This window comes from Sedimenticola hydrogenitrophicus, from assembly GCF_025175675.1.
GTDB classification, from domain to species: Bacteria; Pseudomonadota; Gammaproteobacteria; order Chromatiales; family Chromatiaceae; genus Sedimenticola; species Sedimenticola hydrogenitrophicus.
In genome coordinates this window covers 1-21,425 of the sequence record NZ_JANIOA010000050.1, presented here as the reverse complement: position 1 = coordinate 21,425, position 21,425 = coordinate 1, and the positions used below count along the sequence as shown (strand labels likewise).

Here is a 21,425-nt window from a genome sequence, read left to right as displayed (position 1 = left end):
CGGTCAACCGAGGTTTTTAGGCTCAACCCTTGCCCCGGGTCTTGGTGTGGTGGGGGCGGCCGTTTTTTTCAATGAATTCGATAATGGTGTTGGCGATGTCCTTGTTGGTGGCATGCTCGATCCCCTCCAGCCCGGGGGAGGAGTTGACCTCCATCACCACCGGTCCGTGATTGGAACGCAGCAGATCCACACCACAGACGTTGAGCCCCATGACCCGGGCGGCGCGCACCGCGGTGGAGCGCTCCTCGGGGGTGATGCGGACCAGGGTGGCCGAGCCGCCGCGGTGCAGGTTGGAACGGAACTCGCCCTCCCGGGCCTGGCGTTTCATCGCCGCCACCACCTTGTCGCCGATCACCAGGCAACGCAGATCGGAGCCCTTCGATTCGCCGATGAACTCCTGGACCATGATGTTGGCCTTGAGCCCCATGAATGCCTGGATCACACTCTCGGCGGCCTTATGGGTCTCCGCCAGCACCACGCCGATCCCCTGGGTGCCCTCCAGCAGTTTAATCACCACCGGCGCGCCGCCGACCTGGGTCATCAGGTCATTGATATCGTCGGGGGAGTGGGCGAAGCCGGTGACCGGCAGTCCGATCCCCTTGCGCGCCAGCAGTTGCGCCGAACGCAGCTTGTCGCGGGCCCGGGTAATGGCCACCGATTCATTCAGCGGATAGACCCCCATCATCTCGAACTGGCGCAATACCGCGGTGCCGTAAAAGGTGATGGAGGCGCCGATCCTGGGGATCACCGCATCGAAATCATCCAGGGTTTCGCCCTTGTAATGGATCGAGGGTCGGTGCGAGGTGATGTTCATGTAACAGCGCAACGGGTCGACGACCCGAACCTGGTGTCCACGCGCCTTGGCGGCTTCCACCAGTCGCATGGTGGAGTAAAGCTTGGCATTGCGAGACAGTATGGCGATTTTCATTCACGGTTTCCTGATTGTTCTGATGAGGGAATGCCCGGTTGGCCGGCCTGATAGGAGCGCGCGGCATCGACCAGAAAGTCCCCGCGTAAAGCGGTGCGACCCAGCAGCATACGAAACAGCATGGTGTCACGATCGGTCAGTGTCAGCTCGATGCGTTTGCTGAACGAGCCGATGAGCACTTCGGTTTCGATCACATAACGATTTTCCCGATGCCCGCCCGAGTCGCTCACCACCCGCTGATCAAGCAGATCCGCGGAGCAGATGAGGGCTGTCTCGCGGTCCCGCTGATGGGGGTGTACACCGAAGCGCACCCGATCACGGCCCCGCTCCCGGTAGGGATCGATAAAAAACGTGTGCAACGCCGATGTGCGGGCGCCGGTGTCCACCTTGGCCTTGATATGTGGAATACCCAGTTCAGGCAGGGCGAGCCACTCTCTCCAGCCCAGGGTCAGCAGCGTGTTCGCCGGGGTTGCTTGTTGTTGTTCGGTTACTCGCATCTCAATGCCTATCTTAGCACCTGGGGTTCCCCGTCCGAGAGAAAAATATTCATCTCCAGCCGGGCCGCGGTGTCCACAGCAGCGGGTGATCAACTGCTAAACTTTCCCTCATCACCCGGACATTCTCTGATGTTACCTCTCGCTGTAGCCACTGCAGCCATCCACATCCGGACCAGGGAGATTTATTGAGATGAGTACCTCGTACAAGCAGGCGGCAACGCTGAAGGTCGGGCAGACAGACTACACCATTTATCCTTTCGATCAGCTGCAGCAGCGGTTTGCCATCGCGCGGCTCCCCTTCTCGTTGCGCATCCTGCTGGAGAATCTGCTGCGCCACGGCGATGAGATCTACGTGACGGACGAGGATGTCGAGTTCCTTGCCGGCTGGGACCCGCAGGCCGAGCCGTCCCAGGAGATCGCCTTCGTCCCTTCCCGGGTACTGCTGCAGGACTTTACCGGTGTGCCGGCCATTGTCGACCTGGCGGCCATGCGCGATGCCATGGTCGAGCTGGGCGGCTCGCCCACCAGCATCAATCCGCTCTCCCCGGTGGAGCTGGTGATCGACCATTCGGTGATGGTGGACCATTTTGGCGCGGCGGACTCCCTGAGCCGGAATACCGAGATCGAGATCGAGCGTAACCTGGAGCGCTATAAATTTCTGCGCTGGGGCCAGGGCGCGTTTGAGAATTTTCGCGTGGTGCCCCCGGGTACTGGGATCGTGCATCAGGTGAATCTGGAGTATCTGGCGCGCGGTGTCTTCACCCGGCAGCGCGACGGCGAGCAACTGGCCTATCCGGATACCCTGGTGGGGACCGACTCCCACACCACCATGATCAACGGCTTGGGGGTGCTCGGCTGGGGCGTGGGCGGTATCGAGGCGGAGGCCGCGATGCTGGGTCAGCCGATCACCATGCTGATACCCCAGGTGGTGGGTTTCCGGTTGGTTGGAAAACTGCCCGAGGGGGCGACGGCCACCGATCTGGTGCTGACCGTCACCGAGCAGCTGCGCCAGTTCGGCGTGGTGGGGAAATTCGTCGAGTTTTTCGGCAGCGGCCTGGCCAGTCTGTCGCTGGCGGATCGCGCCACCATCGCCAATATGGCACCGGAATATGGCGCCACCTGCGGCATCTTCCCGGTGGATGCCGAGACCATTCGCTATTTGCAGCTGACCGGGCGGGATGAGCACCGGCTGCAACTGGTCGAGAGCTATACGCGGCGCATGGGGCTGTGGCACGACGCGGACACGCCGGAAGCCGCCTACAGCGCCCTGCTGACGCTGGACCTGTCGGAAGTGGTACCCTCCATCGCCGGCCCCCGCCGGCCCCAGGACCGGATCGCCCTGACCGAGGCGAAGAGCGGTTTTATACGGTTGCTTTCCGAGCACAATGCCCTGGCGCAGGCCGATGTCCGGGTTACCGATTTCGACGAGGAGGGGGGGCACCCGCCGAGCGATTCCGGCGCGGTGGAGGTCAGCTACCGGGGTCAAACCTTCAATCTCGAACAGGGAGCGGTGGTGATCGCCGCCATCACCAGCTGTACCAACACCTCCAATCCGGCCGTGCTGGTGGCCGCCGGGCTGCTGGCGAGGAATGCCAGGAAACTCGGCCTGAAGACCAAGCCCTGGGTCAAGACCAGCTTCGCCCCCGGCTCCAAGGTGGTGACGGACTATCTGCAGCGCACCGGGCTGATGGAGGAGCTCGAGGCGCTGGGCTTTTACCTGGTGGGGTATGGCTGTACCACCTGTATCGGCAACTCCGGGCCGCTGGCGCCTGAGATCAGCCAGGCCATCAATGCCGGTCATCTGCTGGTGACCTCGGTGCTCTCGGGCAATCGCAATTTCGAGGGCCGGATACATCAGGATGTCCGGGCCAACTACCTCGCTTCCCCGCCGCTGGTGGTCGCTTATGCGCTGGCCGGCAACATGGCGGTCGATCTGTATAACGACCCGATTGGATATGATCAGGGTGGTAAACCGGTGACCCTGGCGGATATCTGGCCGGACAACGCCGAGATCCAGCGGGTCATGGTCGGTGCCCTGGATGCGGCCATGTTCAGGAACAAATACCAGGATGTCTACAGCGGAAACGAGACCTGGAACAATCTGCCGGTGGAGACCGGTGAGCGCTACGCCTGGAGCGAATCCACCTATGTCCGCCGGCCGACCTTTTTTGAACGGATTGCCGAGCAGCAGCCGGGTGTGGAGCCGATTCAGGATGCCCGTTGCCTGGTGAAGGTGGGCGACAGTATCACCACCGATCACATCTCGCCGGCCGGTGCCATCGCCATCGACAGTCCGGCGGGCCGCTATCTGCAGGCGCATCAGGTGGCGCCCCAGGAGTTCAACTCGTACGGCTCGCGTCGCGGTAATCATGAGGTGATGATGCGCGGCACCTTCGCCAATGTGCGCCTGAAGAATCAGCTCGCGCCGGGCACGGAGGGGAGCTGGACCAGGCATTTTCCATCCGCTGAGCAACTCTCCATATTCGATGCCGCGGAACGGTATAAACAGGAGCAGACGCCGCTCATCGTGCTGGCAGGGAAGGAGTACGGTACCGGCTCCTCGCGTGACTGGGCGGCCAAGGGGCCGGCGCTGCTGGGGGTGAAGGCGGTGCTGGCCGAAAGCTATGAGCGCATCCATCGCTCCAACCTGATCGGTATGGGAATTCTGCCGCTGCAGTTCGTGCCCGGGGAGTCCGCCGACTCCCTGAGGCTGGATGGTACGGAGTATTTTTCCATCCCCACGGTCGCCGTTGGCCAGGAGCTGGTCGAGGTAGCCGTGCGCCGGGAGGGGGGGCGCACGCTCAGCTTCAGCGCGAAAATCCGTATCGATACCCCCAATGAGTTCGCCTATTACGAAAACGGCGGCATACTGCACTTCGTGTTGCGGCGCCTGGCGGCGGGGTGATGCGGCCGCGCCGTTCTCAGCTCCCGGCGGACTCCATGGACGACACGTATTCGCCGCGCCTGGCGGCGCCGTTCAGCTGCGCCCGCTGGTACAGCGCGGCCTGGGCCGCCGCCACCTGCTCGGGCTTACCGCCCCAGGCCTGCAGCGCCGGCTGCTGCAGTGCCCGGCCATAGGAGAAACTCAACTCCCAGGGCTGCGGCGCCAGGCAGTTCATGGCATTGAGATTGGCGGTGGCCTCTTCCGGGCTCTGACCACCGGAGAGAAAGTTGATGCTGGGGAGCGCCGCCGGCACCGTGCGGCGCAGGATCCGCACGGTCTGTTGCGCCACCTCGTCCGGATCAGCCCGGTTCGCATGGGCCTTGCCCGGGGTCACCATGTTCGGTTTCAGCAGGGCGTGTTCCAGCACCACGCGGTGCCGGTGCAGGGCATGGAACAGCTCGTGCAGCACCGCCTCCGAGACCTCCGCGCAGCGCTCGATGTCGTGCTCGCCATCCATCAGCACCTCCGGTTCGACGATGGGCACGATGCCCTGGGCCTGACAGATCGCGGCATAGCGGGCCAGCATCTCGGCATTGGCCTCAACCGCCAGCCGACTCGGCGTGCGGTCGGAGATGTGATAGACATTACGCCACTTGGCGAACCGCGCCCCTTGCGCCTGGTAGCCCTCCAGCCGCTGCTCCAGGCCGTCCAGACCGCGGGTGATCTCGTCCCCCGGGGCATTGGCCAGGGAGCCCTTGCCCTTGTCGACCTTGATGCCCGGTACCACCCCTTGCCGGCTGGCCAGTTCCGGCAGCGGCGTGCCGTCGTCGGTCTGCTGTCCGAGGGTCTCCTCGAACAGGATGATGCCGCTGATGTAATCACTCAGATTCGGCGTCTCCAGGATCAGACTGCGATAGCGGCGACGCTGCTCTTCAGTGGATTCAACGCCGATGGCGTCAAAGCGCTTGGCGATGGTGGGACTGCTCTCGTCGGCGGCCAGAATCCCTTTGCCTTTCTGTACCAACAGCTCGATGGTTGCCTGAAGTTGGTCCTGAGTATTCATGTTCCCCACTCCCTATACATTGTGAATCGTCGGATCACTGTTCAGTGAGTATAGACACCCGTCCGGAGAAGTTATTTCTGATGCCTTAAGGTGCAAACAATTCCCCGGCTTTCGGGTGTAGCATATGGAAAGGAACAGAGGCCGAAAGCAGGGTAACAATGAAACAGCTGGATCCGGACTTTTTACGCGATCAGATTATCGGGGTGGATGCACTGCTGCGAACCCCCTTCGGGGAGCGGCGCATGGTTTATGCGGACTATACCGCCTCCGGACGGGGGCTCCGGTTTGTCGAAAAATATCTGCAGCGCCTGCTGCGGCTATATGCCAACAGTCATACCGAGGACGACACCAGCGGCCGCACCACCACCGGGCTGCTGCATCGGGCCGAGCAGATCATCAAGCAGGCGGTCAATGCCGGGCCCGAAGGACGCCTCATTGCCTGCGGCAGCGGCGCCACCGGTGCCATCGACCGCATGCAGCAGCTGGTGGGGGTCAAGCTCCCGGCGGCCAGCCGCCAGGTGATGCACTCCCTGCTGCAGGGGTTTTCCGGCGCCACCCGGGCAGCGGCGTTCGCCGACTACTGTCAGGCGCACCAGCCGGTGGTGTTTGTCGGACCCTACGAGCACCACTCCAACGAGGTCTCCTGGCGTGAGAGCCTGGCGACGGTGGTGGAGGTGCAACTGGATGCGGAGGGTGGCACCGACCTGGCGGACCTGGAAAGGTTGCTGAAGTTGCCCGTATACCAGGGGCGGCTGCGGATCGGCTCCTTCTCCGCCGCCTCCAATGTGACCGGCATGAAGTCACCGGTGTCGGATATCGCCGCCCTGTTGCACAGTTATGATGCCCTGGCCTTTTTCGATTACGCGGCCAGCGCCCCCTATGTCGAGATCGATATGAATCCGCCATCGGTAGCGGGAGCGGGGGACAGATCACTGGATGCCGTATTCATCTCCCCGCATAAATTTGTCGGCGGGCCCGGCGCCAGTGGCGTGTTGGTGTTCAACCGGCGCTGTTACCACCCCGAGCTGGCGCCGAGCATGGCGGGTGGCGGCACGGTGGATTACGTGGGGCCGGAGAGTCACGACTTCGTCAGAGACATCGAGACCCGGGAGAACGCCGGCACACCGGGGATCCTGCAGACGCTCAAGGCGGCGCTGGTATTCCAGATCAAGCAGGCGGTCGGCCAGGCGGTGATCGACCGGCGGGAGACGGATTACCTGCACCGGGCGCTCGAGCGATGGGGCCGCCACCCACTCATCGAGATCATGGGGAATCCCGATCCGCAGCGGCGTATCGGCATTGTCTCGTTCAATCTCCGGGGGCCGGGCGGCCGCTACTACCATCCGCGCTTCGTCACCACGCTGCTGGATGATCTGTTCGGGATCCAGAGCCGCGCCGGCTGTTCCTGTGCCGGTCCCTATGGCCATAAATTGCTGGGAATCGATGATGCCCTGGCGGAGGAGTTCCGGGCGGTGATTGCCGAGGGGCACTGTGGCATCAAACCCGGCTGGTGCCGGATCGGCTTGCATTATCTGTTCGACGAGGCCGAGGTGGGCTATCTGCTGGAGGCGGTGGAGTTTGTGGCGGAGTGGGGATATCGCTTTCTGCCGCTCTACCGGTTCGATTCGGCCAGTGGTCTCTGGACCCATAGGGACCGGCCTGAGGAGGAGATCGGTTTTTCCCTTGACCAGGCGCTTGAAACCGCCGCTGTGGCGGACGAACAGTTGAGCGTTGCACAGCGACGGGAGCACTATGCGGCCAATTTGGCGGCTGCGCACCGCTATGCGCAAGCGCTGGGTGAGGGCGCGCGCCATGAGGTGACCCTGGACGGGGAGGAGGGGGTGCTGCAGTTTTTTCTGCTCACCCGTGAGAGTTTAGAAGTTTGAAGGGAGACGTTTGAGGGGCCGGCCCCCGTGCCTGCCCGGGTCGGACTGCATTCAGGCGTAGGATGGGTGGAGCGCCGCCATGAACTCTCCGCCGGCTCCCTCTCCGGCGCGTAACCCATCGTGCACCTGCATCCGTATCCGAAGATGGGTTACGGCGCGTCCGATCGCCGCGAATAGCCGTCAACAATGGTGCCGCGCCCCCACCCATCCTACACGCTTCACCCTTCAAGCTTCACACTTCACCCGCTAGACCTTGAACTGCCCCATGACATGCTTCAACTCGGAGGCCAACGCCGACAGCTGCTTGCTGGTCCGGGCTATCTGCTCCGAGTGATCGGCGGTCTGGCCGGTGACATCACTGATGGCGGTGATGTTGCGGCTGATCTCCCCGGCCACCATACTCTGCTGCTGGGCGGCGGTGGCGATATGCTCATTCATCTGGCTGATGGTATTGATCGACTGGGTGATCCGGTTCAGCGAATCACCGGCATGGGCCGCCTCGGTGACACTGGCTTCCACCCGCTTCTGGCTCTGGGACATCATGTTGGCGGCATTCTGGGACTGACGCTGCAGCCCCTCGATCATGCTCTGGATCTCCTGAGTCGCTTTATGGGTGCGGGTGGCCAGGGTTCTGACCTCGTCGGCCACCACCGCGAATCCACGCCCCTGCTCACCGGCACGGGCCGCTTCGATGGCCGCGTTCAGGGCCAGCAGGTTGGTCTGCTCGGCAATGTTGGTAATCACCTCGACCACCTTGCCGATGCCGTCACTGTCCGTCTCCAGTTGGCGAATCACATCGAACGCCTGGTTGACATCTTCGGCCAGGGTATTGATGCAGGTGATGGCATTGTTTACCACCTTGCCCCCTTCAAGCGCCTCGGCATCGGCCTGATTGGCCGCTTCGGAGGCGCTGCCGGCGCTGCTGGCCACTTCGTTGGAGTTGGCCTCCATCTCGGTCATGGCGGTGGCCACCTGCTGACTCTCCAACTGCTGGCGGCGCACCCCTTTAATACTCTGGGTGGTGATGTCGGTGAGTTGCTCGGACTCAGCAGCCAGTTTCAGGGTGGAGGCGTTGACCTGGTGGATGATGGAGCCGAATTTTTCCATCATTAGATTGATGGCGAATGCCAGCCGGCCAAGTTCATCATTGGATTTCACTTCGGCCCGCAGGCTGAGGTCGGACTGCTGCTCGATGGCGCGGACCACATCGGTGACCCGGCGCAGCCGCGAGACTACCAGTTTTTTCAGGATGAAACTGATGATGACCAGCCCGGCGATCAGCAGCGCGGAGTTGAGCCCGATATTCACCCAGAGCTCCTTGAGTACGGTGTTGTCCAGTTTCTTCAGCGAGAAGTCCACCCGCACCGCGCCCAGCACCTCACCTTCTGGCACCTGATGGCAGAGCAGGCAGTTGGTGCCCCGGTAGTCCTTTTCGGCACGCATGGGGATGATGACCGTCAGTACCCGGCCGTTGTCATCCTTATACAGGGAATCGATTTTTTCACCCGCCAGGGCGCGTTTGTCCAGCTCATCCCTGATGTTGTTCTGTTCGGTGCCGGCACCGAAGGTCTTGATGATCCCCTCACCCCGGATGATGCGGGCATCCAGCACCTCCTCGCGTGAGGTCGCTTTTTTCCGCGAGATCTCCTTGTTGGCCATCCCACCGGTCAGCATCAGGGTGTTGACATTGTCGAAGTAGGAGTCGGCCAGGGTTTCGGTCTGATCCATGACCAGGTGCTCGACCAGGTTACGCTGGCTGTTGAACTGATAGAGGGCGGAGACGATCAGTATCAGGAGAAACAGCACCACCAGGGCAAGGTCTATCTTGATGCTGATGGAGAGACCTCTGGTGGAGGTGTTACTGGCTTGTTTCATTTTAGGTCCCCGGGTAATTCCGATTGTGTCGCAGTATACATGAGTGAAAATTATTCTTTCGTTGATTTCCCCACTCCCTATTGCGACTTGCCAGGGTGTTTCTTTAGGTGTTTCCCCTACATTTTTTTGGGACATTGATCTGGGTCAGTATCCCGGAAGTGCTTGTGGCGGTGTGTTCCCACGAGGCAAATCTGTAAAATGGCCGCTCTTCTGTTGAACGGGCTTTTGTTGTGAAGGTTGAGTCAATACCCGACGTCGAGTTGCTGGATCACTGCCTGATCCGGGATCGCCATCAATTACGAAGGCAGATCAATGCCTTACAGAGCAAACGGCGCGAAGGAAAAAACCTGGACGATGATCTGGAGCGCCTGTGGATGCGGCTTGAACAGTCCCGGCAGATGGTCGAGCAGCGGCAACAGCGCCTGCCCGAGCCCCGGTTTCCCGCAGAACTGCCGATCAGTGAACGCCAGGAGGAGATTGCCGAGCTGATCCGAAAGCACCAGGTGATCATACTCTGTGGTGAGACCGGATCGGGCAAATCCACCCAGTTGCCGAAGATCTGTCTGGCCCAGGGGCGCGGCGTGTTCGGACGCATCGGTCACACCCAGCCCCGGCGTATCGCCGCCCGCGCCCTGGCGGCCCGCATCTCCGAGGAGCTGGGCAGGGAACTGGGGGATTCGGTCGGTTACAAGGTGCGATTCCACGATCGTGTCGGGCCCAACAGCCACATCAAGCTGATGACCGACGGCATGCTGCTGGCCGAAATTCAGCAGGACCGCTACCTGAGCGAATATGACACGCTGATTATCGACGAGGCTCACGAGCGCAGCCTGAATATCGACTTCCTGCTGGGGTACCTGAAAGAGCTGCTGCCGAAACGCCGTGACTTGAAGTTGATCATCACCTCGGCCACCATCGACCCTGAACGGTTCTCCAAGCATTTCCGGGACGCCCCGATCATCAACGTCAGCGGCCGCACCTTTCCGGTCGAGCTGCGTTATCGCCCGCCCGGGGAGGAAAGTGGCGGCGAGCGGGATGACGTGATACAGCAGGGGATTCTGGCCGCGGTGGATGAGCTGTCACGGATCGACCGGGGGGATATCCTGGTCTTTCTCAGCGGCGAGCGCGAGATCCGCGAGACCGCCGAGAACCTGCGCAAGCACAAGCTGCCGCTGACCGAAGTGCTGCCGCTGTATGCCCGCCTCGGACCGGCCGAACAGGCGCGGGTGTTCAGGAGCGGCGGCAGCCGGCGCATCATCCTTGCCACCAATGTGGCGGAAACCTCGCTCACCGTGTCCGGTATCCGCTATGTTATCGATGTGGGCTACGCCCGCATCAGCCGCTACAGCCATCGCAGCAAGGTCCAGCGACTGCCGGTGGAACGCATCTCACGGGCCAGTGCCGACCAGCGGAAGGGGCGCTGCGGTCGGGTCGCCGCCGGGGTCTGTATCCGGCTCTATGACGAGGAGGATTTTGCCGCCCGTCCTGAGTTTACCGAGCCGGAGATCCAGCGCACCAACCTGGCCTCGGTGATTCTGCAGATGAAACTGCTCGGTTTCGGCAGTATCGAGCAGTTTCCCTTCGTCGATAAACCCGACAGCCGGCTGATCAAGGATGGATACCGGGTATTGGAGGAGCTCGGGGCGATGGATGCCGACCGGCGGATAACGCCGATCGGCAGGGCATTGTCCCGTCTGCCGGTGGATCCCCGGGTGGGACGCATGTTGCTGGCGGCGACGGAAAACCACTGTCTGAACGAACTGCTGGTGATCGCGGCCGCGCTCAGCGTACAGGACCCGCGGGAGCGTCCCCTGGACAAGCAGCAGGCGGCCGATGAGGCGCACCGGGAATTCCGCCATGAGGAGTCCGATTTCCTCACTACCCTGAACCTCTGGCGCCACCTCGAGGAGGTGCAGCAACACCTCTCGCGGCGTAAATTCCAGGCCCACTGCCGGAGCCGGTTTCTCTCCTGGACGCGGGTGCAGGAGTGGCGGGATATTCACCATCAACTGCGTGGGCAGCTGCATGAGATGGGCTATCGGGAGAATGAGCAGGCCGCGGATTACGCGGCCATTCACCGCTCCCTGTTGACCGGCTTGTTGAGCCATGTCGGCCTGCACCAGAGCGGCAAGGGGCGTGAGTACCTGGGGGCCAGGAACAGCCATTTTTTTGTCTTTCCCGGCTCGGCGCTGTTTAAAAAGCAGCCCAAATGGGTGGTGGCAGCCGAACTGGTTGAGACCAGCAAGCTCTATGCACGCAACGCGGCCGCGATTCAACCGGAGTGGGTGGAGGCGATAGCCGGACACCTGATCAAGCAGGACTATTCCGAACCCCATTGGGAAAAGAAGCACGGACAGGTGGCCGCCTATGTTCGCATCACCTTGTTCGGCCTGCCGATCATCCCCCGGCGCAAGGTCAATTACGGGCCGATCAACCCGCTGGAGGCGCGGGAGATCTTTATCCGCTCGGCACTGGTGGACCGGGATTTCCATACCCGGGCCCCGTTCTGGCGGCACAATCACCAGGTGATCGACTCGATACATCTGTTGGAGGAGAAAACCCGGCGGCGCGATCTGCTGGTGGATGAACAGACCCTTTACGACTATTGCGACCAGCGGATACCGGCCGCTGTCTACAGTGCCGCCCAGTTTGAAAAGTGGTTGCGCCAGGCGAGCCGGGAGCAGCCCAAGCTGCTGCATATGCGCGAGGATGACCTGCTGGCCAATCCGGCCGGCGAGGTGGCCGACCGGTATCCCGATACCCTGGAGATGGCCGGCCTGCGGTTGCCGTTGGAGTATCACTTCAATCCCGGCGACCGAGCCGACGGGGTCAGTCTGAAGATTCCCCAGGCGGTGCTCAATCAGGTTCCGGAGGCGCGTACCGACTGGCTGATTCCCGGGCTGCTGCGCGAGCGGCTCATCGCCCTGCTGAAATCCCTGCCGAAGGCGCTGCGCAAATCCTTTGTGCCGGTACCCGATTATGCCGACGCCTGCCTCAAGGTGATGACCCCTTCGGACAAGCCGCTGACCCGCCAGCTCTCGGAACAGTTACACCAGATGACCGGAGTCTATATCCCCGAGGACGCCTGGCAGGAGACGGCGGTTGAGACCCATCTGCGGATGAATTTCCAGGTACTGGATAATGCGGGGCGCCCGCTGGCTGAGGGGCGTGATCTGCAGGTGCTGAAAAAGCGCTATGGGGGCCAGGGTGAATCACGTTTCCACCCCGCCACGGAGACCGGTCTGGAGCGGGAGGGGGTAACGGACTGGGACTTTGCACCGCTGCCGGAGTCGCTGATGCTGGTGCGTGGCGGGATCAGGCTGCCCGGTTTTCCCTCCCTGGTGGAGACGGAAGAGGGGGTGGCCGTGCGTATTGTGGATTCCGAACAGCATGCCAGGGAGGCGCATCGCCGGGGGGTGGGGCGGCTGCTGATGCTCAGGTTGGCCAAGGAGATCCGCTATATCCGGCGCAATCTCCCCCAGCTGCAAAAGCTGCGTCTGCAGTATGCCAAGGCGCCGCTGCCGCCGGATCACGACAAGGCGAATCCGGTTGATCTGGAACAGGAACTGGTCGCGCTCATTGTGGATCTCACCTTCATCGCCGGGCAGCCGGAGATCAGGGATGCCGCGACGTTCAATGCCCGTATCGAGGCCGACAAGCCGCAGCTGGTGCCGACGGCCAATGAGGTTGCCCGGCTCGCCGCCGAGATCCTCGATCAGTATCAGCAGCTGTCCAAGCAACTGGTGGCCTGTACCCAGATCAACTGGATGGCTTCGCTCGCGGATATGCGTCAACAGCTCTACCGCCTGGTATTCAAGGGCTTCTTCGGGCAGACCCCGATACAACAGCTGCGTCAGTTACCGCGCTATCTGACGGCACTGCAGCGTCGCCTGGAGAAACTCAGCCACGCGGCGGCGCGTGATCAGCAACTGCTGCGGGAGCTGCAGTCACTCCATCAGCTGTGGTCGGAGCGCGATCAGCGGGAACGCGGCAAGGGCCGGGTGGATGAGCGACTCGAGGAGATCCGCTGGGCCTTGGAGGAGTTGCGTGTCTCGCTGTTTGCCCAGGAGCTTAAAACCGCCTATCCCGTTTCCATAAAGCGGATTGAAAAACGCTGGAAGGAGTTAGGGCTATAACACCGGGCACACCTGGCGGTAACTGTATTCGGGTCGGCAGGGAGGCTTGTTGAGTAATATAATGGTGCGGCCTGTGGTTACTACTTACTAAAATGGTAACTACTCACCCGGTTTGTAAGTGATTGGCCTGCCTCGCCGGCCTCACATGATGGCTTGCATCCTCGAATCCGGTCCCTTTTTCAGCGCCTGCCCAAGCCGCTCCCGGCCATCCGTGGCCTCCGCGGCATAAGTCCATCCGTGGACAAAACTCGCTTCGCTCAAACAAGGGCAGGCGTGAATCTGAAAAAGGGGCCGGATTCGAGGCGCCATCAAGATCGGCCAACAAGGCAGACCAATCACCCCGTGAGTAGTTAGCTAAAATGATTCAATCCCGCAACTTTTCAGGAGATATTTACAAATGTCGCTTTGCCTTTGTGGTTCCAGTAAACCGGCAGATGACTGCTGCAATCCCATTCTCAATGGTGACCGCCAGGCGGTCACGGCCGAGGATCTGATGCGTGCACGCTATTGCGCCTTCGCCTCGGGAAGGGTCGACTTCCTCAGCAGCAGTCTGCATCCCGAGCATCGGGATGACCACGATGTGGAGGCCACCCGTCGTTGGGCTGAGAATTCAACCTGGCTGGGTCTGCGGATCGTGGCGAGTGAACAGGGTGGAGAACAGAACACCGACGGGGTGGTGGAATTTATCGCCACATTCAAGGAAAAGGGCGTGGTACGACACCACCACGAACGCAGCAACTTCAGTAGAGTCGACGGGGAGTGGTTTTTTGTCGACGGAGAACCGGTGCTGCCGGAAACCAGAGTCAACCAGTCACCCAAGATCGGCAGAAACGATCCCTGTCCCTGCGGCAGTGGAAAAAAATATAAAAAGTGTTGCGGATAGTCGCCGGTTAAGCCAGCCGGAGCAACTATACTTGGACTCTATGAAAGGCTCACACAGTGCGATTAAGGGGTGCTTTTCATGGCTTGTCGCTGTCCTATCAATGAATGAAGAACAAGGAATACCTCCTGTTATTGGGGAAATGTGCTGTCCTAATGAAAGGTTTCATACCCTGGAGAATCCGTGGAAGCTGTGGCAGGCTTCTTTACACAGGACAGTTAAAGAGGAAGATCGAGATAACTTTAAACTACATATGTTGGATGTATCACTTCAGGGCAGAAGATGTCTGTGCATCAGGCGCCAAGGTTAATAACGAGAGGAAAAAATAATGGCACAATTCACATACAAAAAACTTACCGCAATGTTTATTCCACTGGGTTTGATCGGCGGCATGGCGCTGTCTGTCGAGGGTGTGGCGGACAGTCACAACCGCTATACCATTGATGCCTCCAAGGGGGTGGTCAAAAACAGTGCCGGCGAGTGCTGGCTCACCGTGGGTGGCATTCGGGAGAAGATCGCAGAGTGTGGCGATATGGTGGTGGGTGATGCGGACGGAGATGGGGTGACCGATGACAAGGACATGTGTCCGGATACGCCCCGGGGTGCGCCGGTGGATGCTCGAGGCTGCCCGCTCGATTCCGATGGTGATGGGGTGCCGGACTATATGGATAAATGTCCGGGCACCAAGGCCGGAGCCAAGGTCGACAAGGACGGCTGCGAGATCAAGCCGATGGCCAAAATGGAAAAGGTGGTGATCGACAACATCCTGCTGTTCGACTTCGACAGCGCCCAGCTGAAGTCAGGCTCCGCCGAGGTGCTTAGCAGCAGCTATTCCAAGTTTAAGGGCAATGCTGCGGTCGGGTCGGTGATTGTCACCGGGCACACCGACAGCGTCGGTTCGGATGCCTATAATCAGGGGCTGTCCGAGCGGCGTGCCAATGCGGTTCGTGATTACCTGGTCAGTCAGGGCGCGGATGCCAGCAAGCTCCAGGCGCGAGGTGCCGGTGAGTCACAGCCGGCCTTCACCAACGAAACCGAGGCAGGGCGTGCCATGAACCGTCGGGTCGAGTTCGATGTGATGATGAAGTAATCGGTGGCCGGCCCGAAAGGGTGGCGAACCAGAAACCGGGGCTGATCCAGCCCCGGTTTTTTTCGGTGAGTTCTCCCGTCGGCTTCACTGATTACAATGTAACCGCCTAGGTAACTACTTACGGAGTAAGGATGTAGGGTGGATAATCCGGTAGGCGCATGCCATCCTCAGGTCCGTAAACGGTACATCCATGTACCACTCCTCACCAATGGTCACGGGATGATTGGCCTGCCTTGCCGGCCTCACACGATGGCTGGATCAAGATCGGCCAACAAGGCAGGCCAATCACCTATACATACTGGGTGAGTAGTTACCCGCCAAGAACGCCAAGAGCGCAAAGGAAAGGAATCCGTACTTCTTCGCGTGCCTTGTGTTCTTGGCGGTTAGTCGCTTTTGCCGCTTCCCGGTTCCGAGGCCCTACAACATTCGTGGCGGATTGTGGGCCGGGCCGGGTCAAATTTTCCTGGCCTGCTCGACCGCGTTTCCGATATAGCTGGCCGGTGTCAGCTCGCGCAAGGCCGCCTTGGCCGCCTCGGGGATCTCCAGGCCATCGACGAAGGCCCGCAGCTCATCGGCACCGATGCGTTGTCCGCGGGTCAGTGCCTTCAGTTTTTCATAGGGCTTTTCAATGCCATAGCGACGCATCACGGTCTGGATCGGTTCGGCCAGCACTTCCCAGTTGTGGTCCAGGTCATCGGCCAGAAGGGCCGCGTTGGCCTCCAGTTTGCTGATCCCTTTCAGAATCGACTGCAGGGCGATGGAGGTGTAGGCAAAGCCGACGCCGACATTGCGCAATACGGTGGAGTCGGTGAGGTCGCGCTGCCAGCGTGAGATCGGCAACTTCATCGCCAGGTGGCTGAACAGGGCATTGGCGATACCCAGATTACCCTCGCCGTTTTCGAAATCGATGGGGTTGACCTTGTGCGGCATGGTGGAGGAGCCCACCTCGCCGGCAATGGTGCGCTGCTTGAAATATCCGAGGGAGATGTAACCCCAGACATCCCGGGAAAAATCGATGACAATGGTATTGAAGCGGGCCGTGGCATCAAACAGCTCGGCCATGTAGTCGTGCGGCTCGATCTGGGTGGTGTAGGGATTCCACACCAGCCCGAGGGAATCAACAAACTGTTGCGCGAATTGCTCCCAGTCGACGTCCGGATAGGCGGACAGGTGGGCGTTGTAGTTGCCGACCGCACCGTTGATCTTGCCCAGCAGCGGGACATGGGCCACCTGGTCCCGCTGCCTTTGCAGCCGGTAGACCACGTTCGCCATCTCCTTGCCCAGGGTGGTGGGGGAGGCGGGCTGGCCGTGGGTTCGGGAGAGCATGGGGATCCCGGCGTGGGTGTGAGCCAGGTTGCGGATCGCGTCGATCAGCTGATCCATCTCCGCCAGCAGTTGCTGGTCGCGCCCCAGCTGCAGCATCAGGGCATGGGAGAGATTATTGATGTCCTCGGAGGTGCAGGCGAAGTGGATAAACTCGCTGATCGCCTCCAGTTCACTGTTGCCGGCAATTTTACGCTTGAGGAAATATTCGACCGCCTTGACGTCGTGGTTGGTCTCACGCTCGATCTCTTTGACCAGGCCGGCATCCGTGGTGCTGAAGTTGTCCAGAATGCCATTGAGCGTCGCCTCGGCCGCCGTGCTGAGGGCCGGAACCTCGATGATCAGCGAATTGCCTGCCAGGGCCCGAAGCCATTCTACCTCCACCTGAACCCGGGCACGGATCAGTCCGTACTCGCTGAAAATAGGACGAAGATCAACAGTTTTGCTGCCATAGCGACCGTCAACCGGGGATATTGCCGTTAAAGTAGAGAGTTCCATGGGGTTCCTGGGTGCCTGCGTCAGTTTAAAAGCCAAGAGCGATAAAGCGGCGGATTATACCATTCGATGCCCGGCGGTGACCAAAGGTTAAGACACCTTGGCGCGGGGTGCACCCGGATTTCAGCAATTCTAATGGCTGTTTAGTTATCCCAGTCTGGGTAGTAAGGAACCACGGATGGACACGGATTCACACAGATTAGGAGTTCAGAATTCTGATTGCACCACTCCTCGCGGCTAAAAATGAATACTTACCGTAACTACTCACCCGGTCTGTAAGTGATGGGCTACCTTGTTGGCCGATCTCGGTGGCGCCTCGAATCCGGCCCCTTTTTCAGATGCAAGCCTGCCCTTGTTTGAGCGAAGCGAGTTTGGGTAGGCGCTGAAAAAGGGGCCGGATTCGAGGAGACAAGCCACCGTGTGAGGCCGGCAAGGAAGGCCAATCATCCCATGAGCAGTTACTACTTACCAAGAGATGCCGAGGCTAAACCTCGCCAAAACTAGAATTGCTGCCCGGATTCGGGTCACTCGCTAAAACCGGCATGATGGGGTAATATCGGCGCATCTGCTTATATAGAAAAGGATGATTGTCCTAATATTTCGGATATTTTTGGAAAATATTTCTGCTGCGGTGCAGTAATTTTTCCGGTTTTGAGTTATATATAGCCTTCGTCCCTGATGTGACGGGCGCTAATTCCTTGAATATTTTGATGAAACAGAGCCTGATCCAGGCATCTACCCAGGAGGATCACTCGGTGTTAGAAAGCTATCGCAAACACGTAGAAGAGCGTGCCGCGGAGGGCATTCCCGCGCTTCCGCTCAATCCGGAACAGACCGCACAGCTGGTTGAACTGCTGAAGAATCCTCCTGCAGGTGAAGAAACCTATCTGCTGGACCTGATCACCCATCGCGTGCCGGCCGGTGTCGATCAGTCCGCCTACGTGAAGGCGGCCTTCCTGGCGGATGTGGCCAAAGGCAATTGCAGCTGTGCCCTGATTGACCGGGTCAAGGCGACCGAACTCCTGGGCACCATGCTCGGTGGCTATAACATCGCCCCCCTGGTCGAGGCCCTGGATGATGACGCGCTGGCGCCAACCGCCGTCGCGGCGCTCTCCCACACCCTGCTGGTGTTTGATGCCTTTAATGATGTGAAGGAGAAGGCGGATGCCGGTAATGTCCATGCCCAGGCCATTCTGCAATCCTGGGCCGAAGGCGAGTGGTTTACCCGGAAGCCTGAACTGGCGGAAAAGATCACCCTGACCGTGTTCAAGGTGGCTGGAGAAACCAATACCGATGACCTGTCACCGGCCCCCGATGCCTGGTCGCGTCCGGATATTCCGCTGCACGCCAATGCCATGCTGAAGATGGAGCGTGAGGGCATCACCCCCGATCAGCCGGGCGTCATCGGGCCGATCAAGTTCATCCAGGAACTGAAAGAGAAGGGCCATCCGGTGGCCTACGTGGGCGACGTGGTGGGCACCGGCTCATCGCGAAAATCCGCCACCAACTCGGTGCTCTGGCACATGGGCGACGATATCCCCTTCATCCCTAACAAGCGCGCCGGTGGCTTCTGCCTGGGCGGCAAGATCGCACCCATCTTCTTTAATACCATGGAAGATGCCGGGGCACTACCGTTTGAGTGTGACGTAGCCAACCTGAATATGGGCGACGTCATCGACGTTTATCCCTACGCGGGGGTGGTCAGGAACCACGACAGCGGCGAAGAGCTGTGCCGTTTCGAGCTGAAGACCGACGTCTTGCTGGACGAGGTGCGTGCCGGTGGCCGGATCCCGCTGATCATTGGTCGTGGTCTTACCACCCGGGCTCGCGAGGCGCTGGGCCTGGCGCCCTCCACCCTGTTCAAATCGCCGGCCCCGGCGGCCGATAGCTGCAAAGGCTTCTCGCTGGCGCAGAAGATGGTCGGTCGTGCCTGCGGTGTCGATGGTGTCCGCCCCGGCGCTTATTGTGAGCCGAAGATGACCACGGTCGGCTCCCAGGATACCACCGGTCCCATGACCCGCGACGAGCTGAAGGACCTGGCCTGTCTCGGCTTCTCCGCCGACCTGGTGATGCAGTCCTTCTGCCACACCGCGGCCTATCCGAAGCCGGTGGATATCACCACCCATCACACCCTGCCGGACTTCATCTCCTCCCGTGGCGGTGTGGCGCTACGCCCGGGGGATGGCATCATCCACTCCTGGCTGAACCGCATGCTGCTGCCCGATACCCTGGGCACCGGCGGCGACTCCCACACCCGTTTCCCGATCGGTCTGTCGTTCCCGGCCGGCTCCGGCCTGGTCGCCTTCGCGGCAGCCACCGGTGTGATGCCGCTGGATATGCCGGAGTCGGTGCTGGTACGTTTCAAGGGCCAGATGCAACCGGGTATCACCCTGCGCGATCTGGTCAATGCGATACCGTACTATGCCATCAAGCAGGGTCTGCTGACCGTCGCCAAGGCGGGCAAGCAGAATATCTTCTCCGGTCGTGTGCTGGAGATCGAGGGTCTGCCGGAGCTGAAGGTGGAGCAGGCATTTGAGCTCTCCGACGCCTCCGCCGAGCGTTCCGCGGCCGGCTGCACCATCAAGCTGGATCAGGCGCCGATCATCGAGTATCTGCACTCCAACATCACCTTGTTGAAGTGGATGATCGCCAACGACTACCAGGATCCACGCACCCTGCAGCGGCGTATCGAAGGTATGGAGAAGTGGCTGGCGGATCCGCAGCTGCTGGAAGGCGATGCGGATGCCGAGTACGCGGCGGTGATCGAGATCGATCTGGCCGATGTGAAAGAGCCGATCCTGGCCTGCCCGAACGACCCCGATGATGTGAAGCTGCTCTCCGAAGTGGCCGGCGAGAAGATCGACGAGGTGTTCATCGGCTCCTGTATGACCAATATCGGTCATTTCCGTGCCGCCGGTAAACTGCTGGAAGGCAAGCACGATATTCCGACCCGCCTGTGGATGGCACCGCCGACCAAGATGGACGCCTACGTGCTGAACGAGGAGGGCTACTACGCCATCTTCGGCAAGGCCGGGGCGCGCATGGAGATGCCGGGTTGCTCCTTGTGCATGGGCAACCAGGCACGGGTCAAGGATAACGCCACCGTGGTCTCCACCTCGACTCGCAACTTCCCGAACCGTCTCGGTACCGGGGCCAATGTCTACCTCTCGTCCGCGGAACTGGCGGCGGTAGCGGCCATCATCGGCAAGTTGCCGACCGTCGAGGAGTACATGGTCTACGCCGACCAGATCGACGCCATGTCGGCAGATATCTTCCGCTACATGAACTTTGATCAGATCGAGGCCTACCAGTCGGTGGCCAACCGGGTGGAGTTCGTTGCCTGATACGACCACCTGGTCGGAAACAGAAAATCCCCTGGTAAGTCCAGGGGCTTTTTTTGGCTATGTAGCAGTTAGGTGTTGCATGAGAGCGTAGGATGGGTGGAGCGCTCCCATGAACTCTCCGCCGGCTCCCTCTCCGGCGCGCAACCCATCGTGCACCTGCATCCGCATCCGAAGATGGGTTACGGCGCGCCGACTGCCGTGAACAGCCGTCAACAATGGTACCGCGCCTGCACCCATCCTACACGCTTTTGTAGGAGTGGCTTTGTCGCGAAAACCTTCGCGCCAGAGGCACTCCTACGGGTTGATTCACCAAGCTTGATCAACACCAACAACTAACTGGGATAGAACCTCTTTTTTGTTAATCGCGAACGGCGTGAAAAATCAGGCTTCGTAGGGTGGGCACGCTTTTTATGCCCACGCGTTTGCGGCAACGCGTAATGTCAGTGTGGGCACGGGTTATGTGCCGTTCCTGCGCGACTGGCAGTTGGGGGATGCGCCGGTGCGGGGAAGGATCGGCCGTTTCAGATATCCCGCCGGTCGCTCTGTTGCGCTGGCTGGGTCGCCTGCCGGTAGAGCGATTTCGACTTTTCCGCAATGCTATCGCCCAAGGTCCCCGCCTTTTCGGCTACCACCGCGCCCGCCTGACGGGTCTTTTTCCAGGCACTGCGCGAGGTGTCCGCGATCACCTCACCGGCAGCGCTGCCTTTCTCCTTGACGGTCTGATAGATCTGTCGGGATTTCTCCGCGGCCGCCGAACCCAACTCCTGACCGGATGCGATGGCGTTCGAACCCGCTTCCCGGGATTGCTCCCAAACCCCGGTTTCAGCCCTGTCGGTAGCGGCGGGGTTGTTTGGCTCCTGCGCCGCGCTGCCGCCCGCGAGGGCCGCAAGACTCAGCAGTGAAAACCAGAGCAGCAGTATCAGCAGTTGAAACGGTCGTTTATGCATGTTGGTCGGTCCCGGGTCGATTTTTTGCCAGTGTCGCACGCTTCCGAGTCCAGGATGTTCGAATGGTTCCCAATTTT

12 protein-coding genes are annotated in these 21,425 nt (G+C 60.6%); 6 read left to right on the top strand and 6 right to left on the bottom strand.

All coding sequences use genetic code 11. The features are described 5' to 3' along the window. Window positions 1–22: 22 nt before the first annotated feature. Together rimK and NPX02_RS18790 are read right to left on the bottom strand one after the other, a co-directional pair. On the bottom strand, window positions 23–928 hold the full coding sequence (rimK, locus tag NPX02_RS18795; RefSeq protein WP_260295475.1) for a 30S ribosomal protein S6--L-glutamate ligase: 906 nt from the start codon (window positions 926–928) through the stop codon (window positions 23–25). After that, window positions 925–1,425 (bottom strand): ATP-dependent zinc protease family protein, encoded by a 501-nt coding sequence (locus NPX02_RS18790; protein ID WP_260295473.1) that lies wholly within the window; start codon window positions 1,423–1,425, stop codon window positions 925–927. Before NPX02_RS18790 ends, rimK begins: the two co-directional genes overlap by 4 nt. A gap of 190 nt (window positions 1,426–1,615) precedes the next feature. On the opposite strand from NPX02_RS18790, the gene acnA reads away from it, so the two are divergent. Further along, window positions 1,616–4,330 carry an aconitate hydratase AcnA gene (gene acnA, locus NPX02_RS18785; RefSeq protein WP_260295472.1) on the top strand — a complete coding sequence of 905 codons (2,715 nt, stop codon included), beginning with the start codon at window positions 1,616–1,618 and terminating at the stop codon, window positions 4,328–4,330. A 16-nt stretch (window positions 4,331–4,346) separates the two neighbouring features. Here acnA and NPX02_RS18780 read toward each other — a convergent pair whose 3' ends face one another. Continuing rightward, on the bottom strand, window positions 4,347–5,372 hold the full coding sequence (locus NPX02_RS18780; protein ID WP_260295471.1) for a class I fructose-bisphosphate aldolase: 1,026 nt from the start codon (window positions 5,370–5,372) through the stop codon (window positions 4,347–4,349). Window positions 5,373–5,530: 158 nt separating this feature from the next. Here NPX02_RS18780 and NPX02_RS18775 point away from each other — a divergent pair, with 158 nt between their 5' ends. After that, window positions 5,531–7,258 (top strand): aminotransferase class V-fold PLP-dependent enzyme, encoded by a 1,728-nt coding sequence (locus tag NPX02_RS18775; RefSeq protein WP_260295470.1) that lies wholly within the window; start codon window positions 5,531–5,533, stop codon window positions 7,256–7,258. Window positions 7,259–7,504: 246 nt separating this feature from the next. On the opposite strand, the gene NPX02_RS18770 is transcribed toward NPX02_RS18775, so the two are convergent. After that, window positions 7,505–9,133 (bottom strand): methyl-accepting chemotaxis protein, encoded by a 1,629-nt coding sequence (locus NPX02_RS18770; RefSeq protein WP_260295469.1) that lies wholly within the window; start codon window positions 9,131–9,133, stop codon window positions 7,505–7,507. A gap of 230 nt (window positions 9,134–9,363) precedes the next feature. Here NPX02_RS18770 and hrpA point away from each other — a divergent pair, with 230 nt between their 5' ends. From hrpA to NPX02_RS18755, 3 genes are all read left to right on the top strand, one after another. Continuing rightward, on the top strand, window positions 9,364–13,269 hold the full coding sequence (gene hrpA, locus NPX02_RS18765; RefSeq protein WP_260295467.1) for an ATP-dependent RNA helicase HrpA: 3,906 nt from the start codon (window positions 9,364–9,366) through the stop codon (window positions 13,267–13,269). A gap of 397 nt (window positions 13,270–13,666) precedes the next feature. Next, the gene (locus NPX02_RS18760) at window positions 13,667–14,152 is read left to right on the top strand and encodes a YchJ family protein (protein WP_260295466.1); all 486 of its coding nucleotides are present in this window, start codon (window positions 13,667–13,669) and stop codon (window positions 14,150–14,152) included. A 325-nt stretch (window positions 14,153–14,477) separates the two neighbouring features. Continuing rightward, window positions 14,478–15,239 (top strand): OmpA family protein, encoded by a 762-nt coding sequence (locus tag NPX02_RS18755; RefSeq protein WP_260295465.1) that lies wholly within the window; start codon window positions 14,478–14,480, stop codon window positions 15,237–15,239. Window positions 15,240–15,692: 453 nt separating this feature from the next. Here NPX02_RS18755 and purB read toward each other — a convergent pair whose 3' ends face one another. Further along, on the bottom strand, window positions 15,693–17,060 hold the full coding sequence (gene purB / locus NPX02_RS18750; RefSeq protein ID WP_260295463.1) for an adenylosuccinate lyase: 1,368 nt from the start codon (window positions 17,058–17,060) through the stop codon (window positions 15,693–15,695). Between the two features lie 752 nt (window positions 17,061–17,812). Here purB and acnB point away from each other — a divergent pair. Beyond that, the gene (gene acnB, locus NPX02_RS18745; RefSeq protein ID WP_260295486.1) at window positions 17,813–20,401 is read left to right on the top strand and encodes a bifunctional aconitate hydratase 2/2-methylisocitrate dehydratase; all 2,589 of its coding nucleotides are present in this window, start codon (window positions 17,813–17,815) and stop codon (window positions 20,399–20,401) included. A gap of 521 nt (window positions 20,402–20,922) precedes the next feature. On the opposite strand, the gene NPX02_RS18740 is transcribed toward acnB, so the two are convergent. After that, window positions 20,923–21,348, bottom strand: a complete 426-nt coding sequence (locus NPX02_RS18740) for a hypothetical protein (RefSeq protein WP_260295462.1) — start codon at window positions 21,346–21,348, stop codon at window positions 20,923–20,925. Window positions 21,349–21,425: the final 77 nt, after the last annotated feature.